The organism is Mitsuokella sp. AF33-22 (assembly GCF_003475755.1).
Classification (GTDB): Bacteria; Bacillota; Negativicutes; order Selenomonadales; family Selenomonadaceae; genus Mitsuokella.
The window spans coordinates 46,998-61,915 of sequence record NZ_QRQA01000007.1 but is presented as its reverse complement, the minus strand read 5'-3'; the positions used below and the strand labels follow the sequence as shown (position 1 = coordinate 61,915).

Annotated in this window: 16 protein-coding genes; 1 reads left to right on the top strand and 15 read right to left on the bottom strand. The window is 57.4% G+C overall.

Annotated elements, in window-relative coordinates:
• Nucleotides 1–16: 16 nt before the first annotated feature.
• From DWZ54_RS05755 to argC, 12 genes are all read right to left on the bottom strand, one after another.
• Nucleotides 17–217: a DUF3006 domain-containing protein gene (locus DWZ54_RS05755; RefSeq protein WP_118474872.1), complete on the bottom strand. Its 201-nt coding sequence runs from the start codon at nt 215–217 to the stop codon at nt 17–19.
• On the bottom strand, nt 214–1,221 hold the full coding sequence (locus DWZ54_RS05750; RefSeq protein ID WP_118474923.1) for a ComEC/Rec2 family competence protein: 1,008 nt from the start codon (nt 1,219–1,221) through the stop codon (nt 214–216). Before DWZ54_RS05750 ends, DWZ54_RS05755 begins: the two co-directional genes overlap by 4 nt.
• Nucleotides 1,222–1,293: 72 nt before the next feature.
• A complete protein-coding gene (locus DWZ54_RS05745) occupies nt 1,294–2,106 on the bottom strand; it encodes an HAD family hydrolase (RefSeq protein ID WP_118474871.1) in 813 nt (270 codons plus the stop codon).
• The gene (locus tag DWZ54_RS05740) at nt 2,103–2,300 is read right to left on the bottom strand and encodes a hypothetical protein (protein ID WP_118016343.1); all 198 of its coding nucleotides are present in this window, start codon (nt 2,298–2,300) and stop codon (nt 2,103–2,105) included. The genes DWZ54_RS05745 and DWZ54_RS05740 overlap by 4 nt, the downstream gene beginning before the upstream one ends.
• Nucleotides 2,301–2,413: 113 nt before the next feature.
• Nucleotides 2,414–3,028 carry a hypothetical protein gene (locus DWZ54_RS05735; RefSeq protein ID WP_199497604.1) on the bottom strand — a complete coding sequence of 205 codons (615 nt, stop codon included), beginning with the start codon at nt 3,026–3,028 and terminating at the stop codon, nt 2,414–2,416.
• A gap of 132 nt (nt 3,029–3,160) precedes the next feature.
• Entirely contained in the window at nt 3,161–4,588 is a 1,428-nt protein-coding gene (gene argH, locus DWZ54_RS05730) for an argininosuccinate lyase (RefSeq protein WP_118474870.1), read from the bottom strand.
• The gene (locus DWZ54_RS05725; protein WP_118016033.1) at nt 4,585–5,796 is read right to left on the bottom strand and encodes an argininosuccinate synthase; all 1,212 of its coding nucleotides are present in this window, start codon (nt 5,794–5,796) and stop codon (nt 4,585–4,587) included. Before DWZ54_RS05725 ends, argH begins: the two co-directional genes overlap by 4 nt.
• A 94-nt stretch (nt 5,797–5,890) precedes the next feature.
• Nucleotides 5,891–6,823 carry an ornithine carbamoyltransferase gene (gene argF, locus DWZ54_RS05720; RefSeq protein ID WP_118474869.1) on the bottom strand — a complete coding sequence of 311 codons (933 nt, stop codon included), beginning with the start codon at nt 6,821–6,823 and terminating at the stop codon, nt 5,891–5,893.
• Between the two features lie 155 nt (nt 6,824–6,978).
• Nucleotides 6,979–8,187, bottom strand: a complete 1,209-nt coding sequence (locus DWZ54_RS05715) for an acetylornithine transaminase (protein ID WP_118474868.1) — start codon at nt 8,185–8,187, stop codon at nt 6,979–6,981.
• Between the two features lie 110 nt (nt 8,188–8,297).
• Nucleotides 8,298–9,182: an acetylglutamate kinase gene (argB, locus tag DWZ54_RS05710; RefSeq protein ID WP_118474867.1), complete on the bottom strand. Its 885-nt coding sequence runs from the start codon at nt 9,180–9,182 to the stop codon at nt 8,298–8,300.
• Nucleotides 9,183–9,247: 65 nt separating this feature from the next.
• Complete coding sequence (gene argJ, locus DWZ54_RS05705) at nt 9,248–10,462, bottom strand: bifunctional glutamate N-acetyltransferase/amino-acid acetyltransferase ArgJ (RefSeq protein WP_118474866.1); 1,215 nt, start codon at nt 10,460–10,462, stop codon at nt 9,248–9,250.
• 41 nt (nt 10,463–10,503) lie between these two features.
• Nucleotides 10,504–11,538: an N-acetyl-gamma-glutamyl-phosphate reductase gene (gene argC, locus DWZ54_RS05700; protein ID WP_118474865.1), complete on the bottom strand. Its 1,035-nt coding sequence runs from the start codon at nt 11,536–11,538 to the stop codon at nt 10,504–10,506.
• A 221-nt stretch (nt 11,539–11,759) separates the two neighbouring features.
• On the opposite strand from argC, the gene DWZ54_RS05695 reads away from it, so the two are divergent.
• Nucleotides 11,760–12,587 (top strand): transglycosylase domain-containing protein, encoded by an 828-nt coding sequence (locus tag DWZ54_RS05695; protein ID WP_118474864.1) that lies wholly within the window; start codon nt 11,760–11,762, stop codon nt 12,585–12,587.
• Nucleotides 12,588–12,638: 51 nt separating this feature from the next.
• Here the strand turns inward: DWZ54_RS05695 and DWZ54_RS05690 are convergent, their stop codons facing one another.
• From DWZ54_RS05690 to sdaAB, 3 genes are all read right to left on the bottom strand, one after another.
• Complete coding sequence (locus tag DWZ54_RS05690) at nt 12,639–13,205, bottom strand: coenzyme F(420) biosynthesis enzyme (RefSeq protein WP_118474863.1); 567 nt, start codon at nt 13,203–13,205, stop codon at nt 12,639–12,641.
• Between the two features lie 108 nt (nt 13,206–13,313).
• Nucleotides 13,314–14,198: an L-serine ammonia-lyase, iron-sulfur-dependent, subunit alpha gene (gene sdaAA, locus DWZ54_RS05685; protein WP_118474862.1), complete on the bottom strand. Its 885-nt coding sequence runs from the start codon at nt 14,196–14,198 to the stop codon at nt 13,314–13,316.
• A 22-nt stretch (nt 14,199–14,220) separates the two neighbouring features.
• Nucleotides 14,221–14,883: an L-serine ammonia-lyase, iron-sulfur-dependent subunit beta gene (gene sdaAB, locus DWZ54_RS05680; protein ID WP_118016024.1), complete on the bottom strand. Its 663-nt coding sequence runs from the start codon at nt 14,881–14,883 to the stop codon at nt 14,221–14,223.
• Between the last annotated feature and the right edge of the window lie 35 nt (nt 14,884–14,918).

The following is a 14,918-nucleotide window of genomic DNA, read 5'->3' as shown; positions in this document are numbered from 1 at the left end:
AGGACTCCTCCTATTATTAATTCTTCATGAGGTCAAGCGCTTCCTGCTCAGCCTGCTCAGTCTTTTCCTTATCGTATGAAATATCCAAGCGCAGGTAATCGCCCTCGTTGAGGCCCTCCGGCAGATACGCCCTGGGGAAATTCACCTTTTTCATGTCATCGCCGAGATACAGGACGGCGAAGTCGCCTTCGAAGCGGTCAAGATATGCAGAAATCACTGTGCATCACCTTCCTCTGCCTGGAGCTTGTATCCCTGTCCATCCGTCGTCACCGTGATGGTGCCGTTCTTATCCGTCTCGTAGACCTTGGCCTTCAGGACGGTTCCCTTGTCGTCCTTGACGAGCTTCGTCTTTTTCTGCTTGCCGTCGCGGCGGTCGGTGTAATTGGACTGACCAAGGAAACGGGCCAGCACATCGGTATGCGGGTGGCCGTAATCATTGCCCTGGCCGCATGAAATCAGCACGGTTTCCGGCCAGACCGCCTTGAGATAGGCAACCGAGGAACTCGTGCTGCTGCCGTGATGCGGGGCCTTCAGGATCGTGCTCTTGAGCTCACCGGCATTCGTCTTCAGGATCTGTTCCTCGACCGGCGTCTCCGCGTCGCCCGTAAAGAGCATCGAGAAGCTGCCATACGTCAGGCGGCCGACGATGGATTCGTTGTTCGGATCATGCTTGTAGCCCTTCTGCGCCCCCTTCTGCTGGAGTTCCTCCGTCGGATAGAACACCTTGAACGAAACGCCGCCGCCAAAGTCCAGCACATCCCCGGCCTTGAGTGCCTGATACGGGATATTCTTGGCCTTCAGGGCCTTGCGGTACGACAGATAGAGCTTTGACGTCGACGGCATGCCGTTGTCGTAAACGGCGCCGACCTGATAATCCTTGAGCAGGACATCCATACCGCCGATGTGATCGGCATGCGGATGCGTCAGGATGACCTTATCGATTTTCTTGACGCCGGCCTTGTCGAGCTCGCGCTTGAGCTTGTCGCGCTCATCGACATCACTCGTATCGATGAGCACCGTCTGCTCCGGTGTCTCGATGAGGATGGAATCCCCCTGACCGACGTTGAGCATCTTGATCGTGACTGCTTTGCCCGCCTGTGCCGTCTGTGCCGGCGACGAGGACGACGAGGCCCTGCCCGCCGTATTCGTCTGGCCGCAGCCTGTAAGGACCGCAACGGCCAGCATCAGGATTCCCAGTATTATTCCAATTCGCTTGCGCATCAAAAAGCCTCCCTTGATCATTGATGCTTTCTTATAAAATCCCCTGGAACCCACATTCCAGGGAAAAGCTTCTTAAGCCAGTACATAACGGCTGATGCCTACGGCCACGCCGTCCTCCTCGACAGACGGCACAACATGGTCTGCCAGTTTCTTGAGAGCCGGGCGTGCATTGCCCATGACGAGACTCGTACCCACCGTCTGCATCATCTCGATGTCATTGAGCCCGTCGCCAAAGGCATAGCTGTTCTCCACTGGAATGCCGAGATACGAGAGCGCATGCCGGATCCCGGAGCCCTTCGTGACATCCGATGCATAGAGCTCCATATTCTTCTTGTGATACGGGTCCATGAGGCCCGTAAGCCCCGGCCAGGCCAGAAGCTTCTCGAAGAGCCCGTGCCCGCCCGGATCCTCCGAGGCGAATTCGAGCTTGGCCACCTCGATCTCGTCAAGATTGAATTCACGGACGAAGCGCGTCACATCGACATCGATGCTGCGATAGAAATTCTCGGTCAGCTGGAATCCCGGCCGCAGATAGACGTGCTGTGACCCCTCAAGGATGTATTCGACGCCATGAGTCTCCGAGGCCACGACGATTTCGCACACCGTTTTCTTCGGCAGCGGCTGCTCGTAGATGGTCCTGCCGTCCAGCAGCACGACCGCGCCGTTCATGAGCACATAGCCGTCAAACAGCCCTTCCTGCGTGAGCTCCGGGTCCAGGTAGTCATAGGGACGGCCGCTCGCGATGAATGTGGCATTGCCCGCCGCGCGCAGTGCGCGGATGGCCTCCCTGACTGCCGGCTGAATGGTCGTCTGCCCCTTCATGATATTGATGAGCGTCCCGTCTATATCAAAGAAAACGGCTTTTTTCATTCGCTTGTTCGTCATGATCCCTGACCTTTCCGATAATAGATGTAGCAGCGCACCAGGAGCAGGACAAACCACACGGCAAATGTGACAAGAAGGATCTTGTCCACGAGCAGCAGATGTGAGAAGTCCGTCCGGTACAGAATGTAGAGTGCGGCCATGCCGATGAAGACATCAAACGGCTTGATGGCCTGTTTCAGCCAGTCCCAGTTCAATGAAAAGACCCCAATCTCAATAAAAATCCATAGAATACACGCTTCTATAGTACTAGAGATTGGAGTCGTATTCAAGTGCTTTTCTCGGTGCGAACCGATGAAAAGCGCGGCTGTTAGCGGTAGTTGAGATCGCGCGTGCCGTTGCGGATTTCCTCAGAAACCGGCAGACTTGCCTCGTAGCGGCGGATGATGACATTCGTCGTCAGGACGCCGGCAAGCAGCACGATGGCCACGAGCAGGAGCACGCGGGCCGTCGAATTGTCGCTGTCGCCGTCATCCGAGAACAGGCCGCCGAGTCCCTGCTGGACGCTGTCAAGCGCCGGGCCGAAACTCTGGATGGCGTTGTACGTGTTGTACGCCTGCGCGAACGTGTTCCAGCCGGCCACGCCGAGATTCGACAAGGACTTGTCACGCGCAAAGGCAATCCACGACTGGATCGTGATGAAGATGCCCGAGCCGATGAGCGGCACGATAATCAGCAGGTAGATGAGATTCATCATGACGCCGAGCATCGCAGCCGGCAGATAGCCCGTCTGTACGGCGATGTAGCCGACGACGATGGCATAGACGAACGTGAAGCCCGCGGCCGACTGGATGGCACCGCACCAGGCCAAGAGGCGGATCCAGCCGCCGACAGCCTTCGACTCCGCCCAGACGCGCCCGACGTTGCGGGCATTGAGGAAACTGATGACAAGGTTGACGCCGAGTAAAAGAATCAGCATCATCATGATTATCACTCCTTTAAAAATCTGAACTCTAGTATAAGGAATGATTCTGAAAAGAAGCAGAAAGCAAGGATTTCATTAAAAGTCCCCGGTGAATCGATTGACACACCGGGGACTTTTAATTGATTGAGGTATTTATTTGACTTGTACCTGCTGCTTGGCAGCCTGGTCGGAGACTTCCTGTTCTGCAGCCAAGAGTTCCCTGGCAGCCTTGAGCTGGAGCTCAACCTGCCGGTATGACGTGCCGCCGAACGAATTGCGGTTCTTTACGCACGTCTCAGGGCTGATGGCTTCCTTGATGTCCTCACTGAAGAGCGGCGAGAGCTTCTTAAAGTCCTCGAGACTCATATCCTCGAGATAGATGCCCTTCTCGATGCAGTCATGAACGGCCTGTCCCGAAACGGCATGAGCCTTGCGGAACGGCATGCCCTTCTTGACGAGGTAATCGGCAAGATCCGTAGCGTTCGAGAAATCTTCCGTCACAGCCTTCTTCATGACTTCCTTGCGCACCTTCATGCCGCGAATCAGCTGTGCGTAGACAGCCAGGCTGAACTTCACGGTATCGATGGCATCGAAGATGCCCTCCTTGTCTTCCTGGAGGTCCTTGTTGTAGGCAAGCGGCAGGCCTTTTACCGTCGTCAGCATGGCCATGAGATGGCCGACGACACGGCCCGTCTTGCCGCGCACGAGCTCGGAAACATCGGGGTTCTTCTTCTGCGGCATCATCGAGGAACCCGTGCAGTGCGCATCGTCGAGCTCGACGAAGTGGAACTCACGGCTGCACCAAAGGATGGTTTCCTCAGACAGGCGCGAGAGATGAACCATGAGGATCGAAGCCGCTGCGAGGAATTCCATGATGTAATCGCGGTCGCTGACGGCATCGAGGCTGTTGTTGTAGATGTTCTCGAAGTTCAGGAGCTTCTGGACATACGGACGGTCAATCGGGAACGTCGTCCCCGCAAGAGCGCCGGCGCCGAGCGGCATGATGTCCGCGCGCTTGTAGACGCCTTCAAAGCGGGCAAAGTCACGCGAAAGCATGCAGAAGTACGCCATGAGATGATGCGAGAAGAGGATGGGCTGTGCGCGCTGCAGATGCGTGTAGCCCGGCATGATGACATCGCTGTACTTCTCTGCCGTCTCGACGAGTGCGCGCTGGAGATTCTCAATCTCCTTCTGCACCTCGACGACCTGGCGGCGGATGTACATGTGCGTATCGAGGGCAACCTGGTCGTTGCGGCTGCGCGCCGTGTGCAGGCGGCCGCCGGCTTCGCCGATGGCCTCGGTCAGGCGTTTCTCGATATTCATGTGGATGTCCTCGAGGTCGACGGAGAACTCGAATTTCCCCGCCTCGATCTCCTGCAGGATATCCTTGAGGCCCTTGACGATGGCATCCTTGTCCGCCTCTGAGATGATGCCGCATTTCGCGAGCATTGTCGCGTGCGCGATGGAACCGGCAATGTCCTCATGATACATGCGCTTGTCAAAATTGATGGAAGCCTGGAACTCGTTGATCATCTCATCGGTCGTCTTGGAGAACCGGCCTCCCCACATTGCTTCACTCATTTCTGGGTTTTCTCCTGCATCAGGGCACGTACCTTGAGCGGCAGGCCGAAGAGGTTGATGAAGCCCGTCGCATCAGCCTGGTTGTAAACGTCATCGTGCTCGAACGTGACGAATTCCTTGCTGTAGAGGGAATACGGGCTCGTGGAACCGGCGGAGATGATGTTGCCCTTGTAGAGCTTGAGCTTGACCGTGCCCGTAACCGTCTGCTGCGTGCTGTCGACGAAGGCCGAGAGAGCCTCGCGCAGCTGGCAGAACCACATGCCGTCGTAGACGAGCTCGCCGAAGCGGACAGCGACATGCTGCTTGAAATGGAACGTCATGCGGTCGAGGCAGAGATACTCGAGCTCGCGATGTGCATAGTAGAGGATAGATCCGCCCGGATTCTCATAGACACCGCGGGACTTCATGCCGACGAGGCGGTTCTCACAGATGTCGACAATGCCGACGCCGTTGCGCGCACCAATCTCGTTGAGCTCCGTCAAGAGAGCGACGGGGTCCATCTTCTTGCCGTTGACGGCAACCGGCTCGCCCTTCTCGAAGTCGACCGTGACGTATTCCGGTTTGTCCGGTGCATCCTCTGGAGCCTTGGAGATCAGGAACATGCTGTTGTGCGGCTCGTTGGCCGGATCCTCGAGGTCAGAGCCCTCATGGGAGAGATGCCAGATGTTGCGGTCCATGGAGTACGTCTTGTTCTCCGTGGCGATGGGGATGCCGTGCTTCTTGGCGTATTCAATCTCGGCCGAACGGGAATCGAGATCCCACTCACGCCACGGAGCGATCAACGTGATGTTCGGAGCCAGTGCCTTGACCGTCAGCTCAAAGCGGACCTGGTCGTTGCCCTTGCCCGTAGCGCCGTGAGCGATGGCATCAGCGCCCTCTTTCTTGGCAATCTCGACGAGCTTCTTGGCGATGATTGGACGTGCGAACGACGTGCCGAGCAGGTACTTGTCCTCGTAAACAGCACCGGCCTTGAGCGTCGGCCAGACGTATTCCTTGAGGAACTCTTCCTTGAGGTCTTCGATGTAGACCTTGGAAGCACCGGATTTCAGGGCCTTGTCGTGAACGGCATTGAGTTCATCGCCCTGGCCGACATCGGCGCAGCAGGCAATGACTTCGCAGCCATCGTAATGCTCCTTGAGCCAGGGAATGATAACGGAGGTGTCCAGACCGCCAGAATAAGCGAGTACGACTTTCTTGATCTTAGCCATAATAAATAACCTCTTTTCTTATATCTCCCCCGCTGCGGGTTTCCCTCAAGGTTCCCTTCAGCAGGCGATTTCACGATGCAAACGGCAAATACGGTCAGTCCGCCATGGTCAGTGCCATGATGGCCTTCTGCGTGTGCAGGCGGTTCTCCGCCTCGTCAAAGATGACATTCGCATTGGCCTCGAAGACGTCGGCCGTGATCTCTTCCCCGCGGTAAGCCGGCAGGCAGTGCATGACGATGACGCGCTTGTCTGCTCCCTTCAGGAGCTCGGCATTAACCTGATACGGAGCGAAGATCTTCTTGCGCTCCTCGTGCTCGGCTTCCTGTCCCATGCTGGCCCAGGTATCCGTCACGACGATATCCGCGTCCTTGACGGCTTCCTTCGGGTCCGTGACGAGACTGAGCGAAGCGCCGGTCTCCTTGGCGTCCTCGAGAGCATTCTTGACGACTTCGGCATCCGGCCGATAATCCTCAGGCGTCGCGGCGACAAACGTCATGCCGGCCTTGGCGCATCCATAGAGGAAGGAATTCGTCATGTTGTTGCCGTCGCCGACATAAGCCATCTTGAGGCCCTTGAGGTCCTTGCCCTTGTACTCCTGGATCGTCAGGAGGTCCGTGAGGACCTGGCAGGGATGCAGAAGATCCGTCAGGGCATTGATGACTGGGATGTCCGCCCATTTGGCCATCTCCGTCGCACGGTCATGGCCGTACGTGCGGATCATGATGCCATCGAGGTAACGGGAAAGCACACGGGCCGTATCACGGATGGGTTCGCCGCGCCCGAGCTGGAGATCGCGGTTGGAAAGGAAAAGAGCCTGTCCGCCAAGCTGGTACATACCCGTCTCAAAGGAGACTCGGGTTCGCGTCGAGGACTTCTCGAAAATCATGCCGAGCGTCTTCCCCTTGAGCAGCCGATGCGGAATACCAGCTTTCTGTTTGGCTTTGAGTTCCTTGGCGAGTGCCAGGATTTCCTGTACCTCATCCACCGAAAGATCGTGGATGGATAACATATCTTTTCCTTTCAACATTGGATGACCTCCCACACTGTAATAGATGTCCGTGTTTACTGCATATTATACATCAATTATGGCCGCTTGAAAAGTGTAGATATGCATTTTTTTTGCATTTATATGCAAATCGTTGTATCGTACCATAAATTTTACGGATTGATGCGGTTTGCGCGTCATTGCTCGTAATGTGCCAGTACCTCATCGAGCGTCCGGATGACCGTATCGACCTGTTCCTTCGTGATGATGAGCGGCGGGATGAAGCGCAGTACCTTGCCAGCCGTGCAGTTGATGATGGCGCCCTTTGCCAGGCAGTCATTGACGATATCGCGTCCATGCTCCGCCGAAGCGAGCTCGGCGCCCAGGATCAGGCCTTCGCCGCGCACCTCCGTGATGAGCGCCGGATGCTTGCTCTGGAGTTTCTCGAGCTGGCCCTTGAAGTAGCTGCCGACCTCTTCGACATGCGCGAGGAACTCCGGTTTTGGCACCGTGTCGAGCACGACGTTGGCAGCGGCGCAGGCCAGCGGATTGCCGCCGAACGTCGTGCCGTGATCGCCGGCATGGAAGGCCTTCGCGACTTCATCCGTGACGATGAAGGCACCGATGGGCACGCCGCCCGCCAGACCCTTGGCCAGCGTCACGATGTCCGGCTTGACGCCGTACTTCTCATAGGCGAAGAACTTGCCGCTGCGGCCGATGCCCGCCTGAATCTCGTCGAAGATCAGCAGCGCATGATGTTTGTCGCAGAGCGCGCGAACCTTCTTGAGATAATCGTCCTTCGGCGTGTAGACGCCGCCCTCGCCCTGGATCGTCTCGAGCATGACGGCTGCCGTCTTGTCGCTCATCATGGCTTCGAGTTCATCGATGTCATTGTAGTGGACGTAGTCAAAACCATCGGGCAGCGGGCCGAAGCCCTCATGATACTTGGGCTGGCCCGTCGCCGTCAGCGTCGCGATCGTGCGGCCATGGAAGCTGTCCCAGGCCGTGATGATCTGGGATTTCTCCGGGTCAAACTGATGCGCGTACTTACGCGCAATCTTGATGGCACCCTCGTTGGCCTCGGCCCCCGAGTTGCCGAAGAACGCCTTGTCGAGGCCCGAGAGCGCAACGAGCTTTGCGGCAGCATCAGCCTGCGGCTGCGTGTAGTAGAGATTCGAGCAATGAATGAGCTTCTTTGCCTGCTCGGCAATCGCCGTGACGAGCGGGCCGTAATCATGGCCGAGCACATTGACGGCGATGCCCCCGAGAAAATCGAGGTACTTCTTGCCGTTGTTATCCCAGAGATACGCTCCCTCGCCATGGTCGAGGACAATCTTATAGCGGTTGAACACCGGCAGATAATCCTGTTCGTCCTTGGCAAATATTTCTTTATCCGTTTCCTGCATAAAAATCGCATCCTTATCTTTATCCGGATTTTCTCCGGCTACACATAACGGTCCAATCGGCAAAAACTGCCTGGAAGAAGCATCCGGCTTTCTCCCAGGCAGCTGTAACATCAGCGCACGACCTGCGTGCCAATACCCTTGGAAGTGAAGATCTCGAGAATGATGGAGTGATCGAGACGCCCGTCGATGATGTGCGTCTTGCCCGCTCCCTTCTCGAGTGCCGTCAGGCAGGCCTCTACCTTCGGAATCATGCCGCCCTTGATGATGCCATCGCGGATGTGGGCGCGTGCCTCCGGCAGATGCAGCGTCGAAAGGAACGACGACTTATCCTCGAAGTCCTTGTAGATGCCCTCGATATCCGTCAGCAGCAGGAGCTTCTCCGCCTGCAGCGCGCCGGCAATCTCGGCTGCCACGTAATCGGCGTTGATGTTGTAGCTCTCGCCGTCCCGGCCGACGCCAATCGGCGCGATGACCGGCACGTAATCCTGATCGAGCAGATCCTCGATGAGGCTCGTGTTGATTTTCGCCACCGAGCCGACATAGCCGATATCGACCTTTTTCTCCGCCTCACCCTCGTAAACCGTGGCCAGTTTCTTCTGGGCCTCGATGAGGCCGGCATCCTTGCCCGACAGGCCGACGGCGCGAACACCGCGGCGGTTGAGGAGCGTTACGATTTCCGAATTTACCTTGCCGTCGAGGACCATCTCGGCAATCTCGACAGTTTCGGCATCGGTGACGCGCAGCCCGGCCACGAAGGACGATTCCTTGCCGACTTTCTGCAGGAATTCCGTGATTTCCGGACCGCCGCCATGCACGATGACCGGGCGGATGCCGACGTATTTCATCAGCGCGACATCCTGCATGACTTTTTCCTTCAGTTCGTCATTGACCATGGCATTGCCGCCGTATTTGATGACGATGGTCTTGCCATAAAATTCCTGGATGTACGGCAGAGCCTCGACGAGAATGGCCGCCTTATCCTTTGCTTCAAACATGTGATACGACATTCCTTTCCAGCTTCCGCGCTTCCTGCGGCGTCTTGTTCCGGCACAGCCTGCGATCAGGTGTGATACTCGCCGTTGATCTTGACGTACTCGTAGGAGAAATCACAGGTCCAGATGGTCGCTTCCTCCGTGCCTTCCCCCATATCGATGTCGATGACGATGTCATGCTCGGCCATGACCTTGCGCAATTCCTCCTCATCGTACTCCGCACCGACGCCGCCAGCATAGACGGGAATGCCGCCAAACTTCACGACCGTCTTCTCGGGATCCATCGGCACACCGGCATAACCGACGGCACAGATGACGCGGCCCCAGTTCGGGTCCTCACCGAAGAACGCCGTCTTGACGAGCGGGCTCTTCGCGACGCTCATGCCGATCGTCTTGGCATCGGCAAATGACTTCGTGCCCGTGACATGAACCGTCAGGAATTTCGTCGCGCCTTCGCCGTCCGACGCAATGCGCTTGGCAAGGCCCTGGCAGATTGCCTTGAGCGTTGCCTTGAACGTCTCATAATCCTCGTTCTCGGCCGTAATCATCGCATTGCCGGCCGCACCGTTGGCCATGACGATGGCCATGTCGTTCGTGCTCATATCGCCGTCAATGGAAATCATGTTGAAGGAAACCTCGACGACTTCAGAGAGTGCCTTCTGCAGCAGCTTGCTGTCGATGGCCGCATCCGTCGTGATGAAGCAGAGCATTGTGGCCATGTTCGGCTGGATCATACCCGAGCCCTTGGCGATGGCACCGAAGCGCACCTTCTTGCCGCCGAGCTCAATTTCCGTCGCGCACGATTTGGAATACGTGTCCGTCGTGATGATGGCGTTGCCGGCATTGACGCTGCCATCTGCCGAAAGCTCCTTGATGGCCTGCTCAATGCCCTTTTCCATCTTGTCCATCGGCAGATTGACGCCGATAACGCCCGTCGAGGCAACGATGACATCGAGAGGCTGGCAGCCGAGCGCCTTGGCCGTGATTTTCTGCATGGCCGCAGCGTCTTTCTCGCCCTGCTCGCCCGTGCAGGCATTCGCACAGCCGGCATTGGCCGTGATGGCATGTGCCGTGCCCGTCGCGACGACCTTCTTCGAGGCGAAGACCGGAGCCGCCGCCACGGCATTCTGCGTGAACGTGCCGGCTACTGCCGCTTCCTTCTCCGTATAGATCACAGCGACGTCGAGATTGCCGCTCTTCTTGATGCCGGCCTTGACGCCGGCTGCCAGAAAGCCCTGCGGGAACGTGACGCCCGCTTTGGCATTTGCTTCACTGAATAACATATGAATTCCTCCTGAAATGGCATGAATGTGCTTGAGAACAGTCAAGGGTACATGGGAACGAAATCAAGGCCCGTCTTCTCATCGAAGCCGCAGGCGATATTGAAGTTCTGCACGGCCTGACCCGCAGCTCCCTTGACGAGGTTGTCGATGGCCGAGAGCACGATGACGCGGTGCGTGCGCTCGTCGATATGCCAGCCGATATCGCAGAAATTCGAACCCCGGACCTCTTTCGTCGACGGATAGCCGCCGCGGCCGAGCAGCCGGATGAAAAATTCCTTGCCATAAATCTTCTCATAGGCCGCATCGACGAGCTCCGGCTCGACGCCCTCCTTGAGGGTGGCGTAGCACGTCGCGAGGATGCCGCGTGACATCGGCACGAGATGCGGCGTGAAATTGATGACGCTCTTCTCGCCCGAAAGGTCTTCCATGGCCTGCTCAATTTCCGGCGTATGGCGGTGCTGCGCCACATTGTACGCCCGGAAATTGTCGTAGAACTCCGGGAAATGATTGGCCTGCTTCGGTGAGCGGCCTGCGCCCGAAACGCCGGACTTGGCATCGACGATGATGGTGTTGACGTCGATGAGGTGCTGGCGTGCGAGCGGCGCGAGCGCGAGTATGCTGGCCGTCGTGAAGCAGCCGGCATTGCCAATGATCTTGGCGTCGCGGATCTCCTCGCGGTAAAGTTCCGCCAGGCCGTAGACGCGCGGCGCTTCCGGATACGTGTGCAGTACGTGGTACCACGCCTCGTAAACGGAGGTATCGCGGAAGCGGTAGTCAGCACCGAGGTCGATGATGCGCACGGGCAGATCCTTGAGGGTCTTGCCGACGGCCATCGCATGGCCATGCGGCAGACCGATGAATACGAAATCACTGTCCCTGCCGATGGCCTCGATGTCCTTCATGCTTTCCAGCTTCATGTCGTACAGGCCTCGCAGATGCGGGTAGAGCGATGCAATGGGCTCTCCCGTATGGCTCTCCGATGTGATATGCACCACCTCTGCCTCCGGATGGCTGTATAAGATGCGCAGCAGTTCCGCACCGGCATAGCCGGTCGCGCCTAGAACACTGACTTTCATAACCTTCGTCCTCCTTCCGGGGCGGCCGCCTGCCTCCCCTTGAGTTGATGTTTATAATTATACATCTTTCATGTATATTTTTTCAACCCCTATTTTACACATTTACAAATAAATTTCGTCAGCGTTTCCTTCACACCTGTCAGGTGCCCTCTCTTTCCCTGCTGACGAAATGCAAAACGGGTGCTATAATGTTATAGAAGCAAAGGAGTGAACCCGAAACGATGAAAAAACGAAGAAGACGTTCGCCAAAGCGGCTGGTCCGCTTTCTTTTTTTGTTGCTCTGCGTCTTCCTGGGCGCGTACTTCCTTTCCGGCGGCCTGGCCATCTTCTCCGCACATACCTGGCAGGCTGCCGGCGATTTCCTGCCCCGTCCCGAACAGCACCCGCCCTCCAATACCCTGACGGATGACAGCGACGATACGATAAGCGAGCGTCTCTCTCGCATCATCTTCCTCAAGCGGGCCGTGAACAGCCGGCTTGACCGCAGCCACTATACCAGGATCGATGAAATTCCCACCTCGATGCAGCAGGCCATCGTCGCCGTTGAGGACAAGCGCTTTTACGACCATCACGGCTTCGACATCGAAGGCATCATGCGTGCGACGCTCGTCAACCTGCAACAGGGAGAGATCGATGAGGGAGCCAGCACGATCACCCAGCAGCTCGTCAAGAACCTCTTCCTGACGCATGAACGGTCATTCGGCCGCAAGGCAGAAGAATTCCTGCTCTCGCTTGCCATGGAATTCAATTATTCCAAGGATGAAATCCTCGAGATGTACCTCAATACCATTTACTACGGCTCGAATTTTTACGGCATCGAGGAGGCCGCCGAAGGCTACTTCGGCAAGCATCCGAGTGAACTGCAGCTGCCGGAAGCCGCCATGCTGGCGGGGCTGCCCAACGCGCCGTCTCTGTACTCCCCCTACGTGGACTTCATGATGGCTAAAAAACGCCAGTTCGTCGTCCTCGATGCAATGGTCCGCGCCGGCTATATCGACAAGACCATCGCGGAAGACGCCAAGATCAAGCCGATTTATCTGGCTCACTGAGCAGAACAATCTAAAAAAGACAAGGTGCGCAAAGGCATCTTGTCTTTTTTCTTACTTCTTTTTGCTGTTGTCCTTCTGCTGCTCCATGGCGGAACGCTCAAAGTGCTTGTAGAACTGCTCGGAAAGATTCGTGTACGTAGCAACCGTATCGGCTTCGCTGCGGTTGGCCTGAATCTCATACGTGTAGAGCAGCTGGTTCGTGCCGGCCTTGTAGACATCGAAGAAGAAGGTCGTGCGGCTGTCGTTGGCTACCGTCAGGATGACGTAGGCATCGGCATAATTGCCGACATACTCCTTGAAGCTCTTGGCTGCCGTGCGGCGGTCCAGAGCCTTGAGGTCGATGTTGTGATCCTGCTTGATGTTCTGGGCAATCGTATCGTACGAGATGACGTAGCAGCGGGCAACGTGGCTCGAATCATAAACGATCTGCGTCAGCATCTCCTTGTTCGGGGATTTCGGGTCGACCTGCTGATACAGCGGGGAGCCGATGGCCAGGCGATGGATGGAAGTAAGATCTGCTCCCTCTTGGACCGTGACCTTATCCGAGTTTGCAAAAGCCACTTGCGTGCCAAGCACGACCAGGCAGGCGATGAGCAGCATCTGGACGATTTTTCTCATATCATATCTCTCCTTGCACATAATCTTGCGAATCATCTCGCAGTGTTATCCTCATTTTACACTGCCCGGGCAAGATACGCAAGACTTTCCTCAGCCAGGAGAGCATCGTCAGCCCTGCACCGGATAGATTCTCGCTTCGATTTTTTTCGCGGTCGGCGTGACGGCAAGGCCCGCTTCGCTCGTTTCGCGCAGGGACTTCGGCAGGGCACGGCCGATTTCGTTCATGGCCGCAATGACTTCATCGACGGGGATGACGGACGTGACGCCCGCCATCGTCATATCGGCCGCGAGCATGGCCGTGACGGCAGCGAAGCCGTTGCGCTTGACGCAGGGGACTTCGACAAGGCCCGCGACGGGATCGCAGACAAGCCCCAGGAGATTCTTGATGGCCAGAGCCGTCGCATTGCCGATCATCGCAGGCGTGCCGCCCGCCAGCTCGACAAGTGCAGCCGCCGCCATGCCTGCCGCCGTGCCGCATTCCGCCTGGCAGCCGCCGGCAGCGCCGGCAATCGAGGCATTCTGATCGACGACCATGCCGATGCCGGCAGCCGTCAGAAGAGCCAGCACGATGTCATCATCCCGCAGGTCGCTTTCCTTCTTGGCTGCGTAGAGCGCAGCGGGCACGATACCACAGGAACCGGCCGTCGGACAGGCCACGATGCGGCCCATGACGGCGTTGACCTCACTGATACCCACGGCATAGGCCGCCGCTGACAGGACAGCCTTGCCCATATAGCCTTTCTGCCGGTACGCGTAGAGCTTCCTGGCATCACCGCCCGTCATGCCGCTGACCGAGCGCTCCGTATTGCGTATGCCGCGCTCGATGGAATCCTGCATGACCTGCCAGTTCCGCGCCATTTCCTGCAGGACAGCTTCGCGCGTGCGCTGGGAATCGTGCATCTCGCGGACCAGCACGATCTCATGGACGGGCACCTGCTGGCTCTCCGCGAGATCCATGAGCTCGGCAATCGTATTGAAATTGAATTGTATCATATCTTCTCTCCGCTAAAAATCATCAGATGGCCGGAATGCCGAAGGCGTGCTCCACCTCATAGACCTCACGGCATTCCTCGAGTACCTCATCGGCCAGTGGCTCGTCAAGCTCGAGGATCATCATCGCCATCTCGCCGCGGCTGTGGCGCGAAACGCGCATGAAGGCGATGTTGACCTCGTAGCGCGCCAGTACCTGCGTGACCTTCGTGATGACGCCCGGGCGATCGCGATGAATCGTGATGAGCGCCGGATACGTGCCCGTGAGCTCGACCTCGTAACCATCGATATTCGTAATGCGGATATTGCCGCCGCCCACCGACGAACCGCGAACGCGCGCCGTGCGCCCCGAAACGCCCGTCAGATGGATGACGGCCGTGTTCGGATGCGCCTGTTCGAGATTTACTTTCTGGAACTTGTAGGAAAGCCCCTGTTCTTTCGCGAGCGACAAAGCCTCGCGGATGCGCTCATCGTCAGGGGAAAAGCCCAGGATGCCGGCAACGAGCGCCTTGTCCGTGCCGTGACCGCGGTACGTCTGGGCAAACGAACCGTGCAGGTTGATATCGGCGCGCACCGCAGGCTCGCCAAGGATCTTGCGGGCCATGAGGCCGAGCCGCACGGCACCGGCCGTATGGGAACTCGACGGCCCGATCATCACCGGTCCGACGATATCGAATACACCATGCATAAAAAAACCTCCTCCGCCCCCGCTGAACGGGAGCA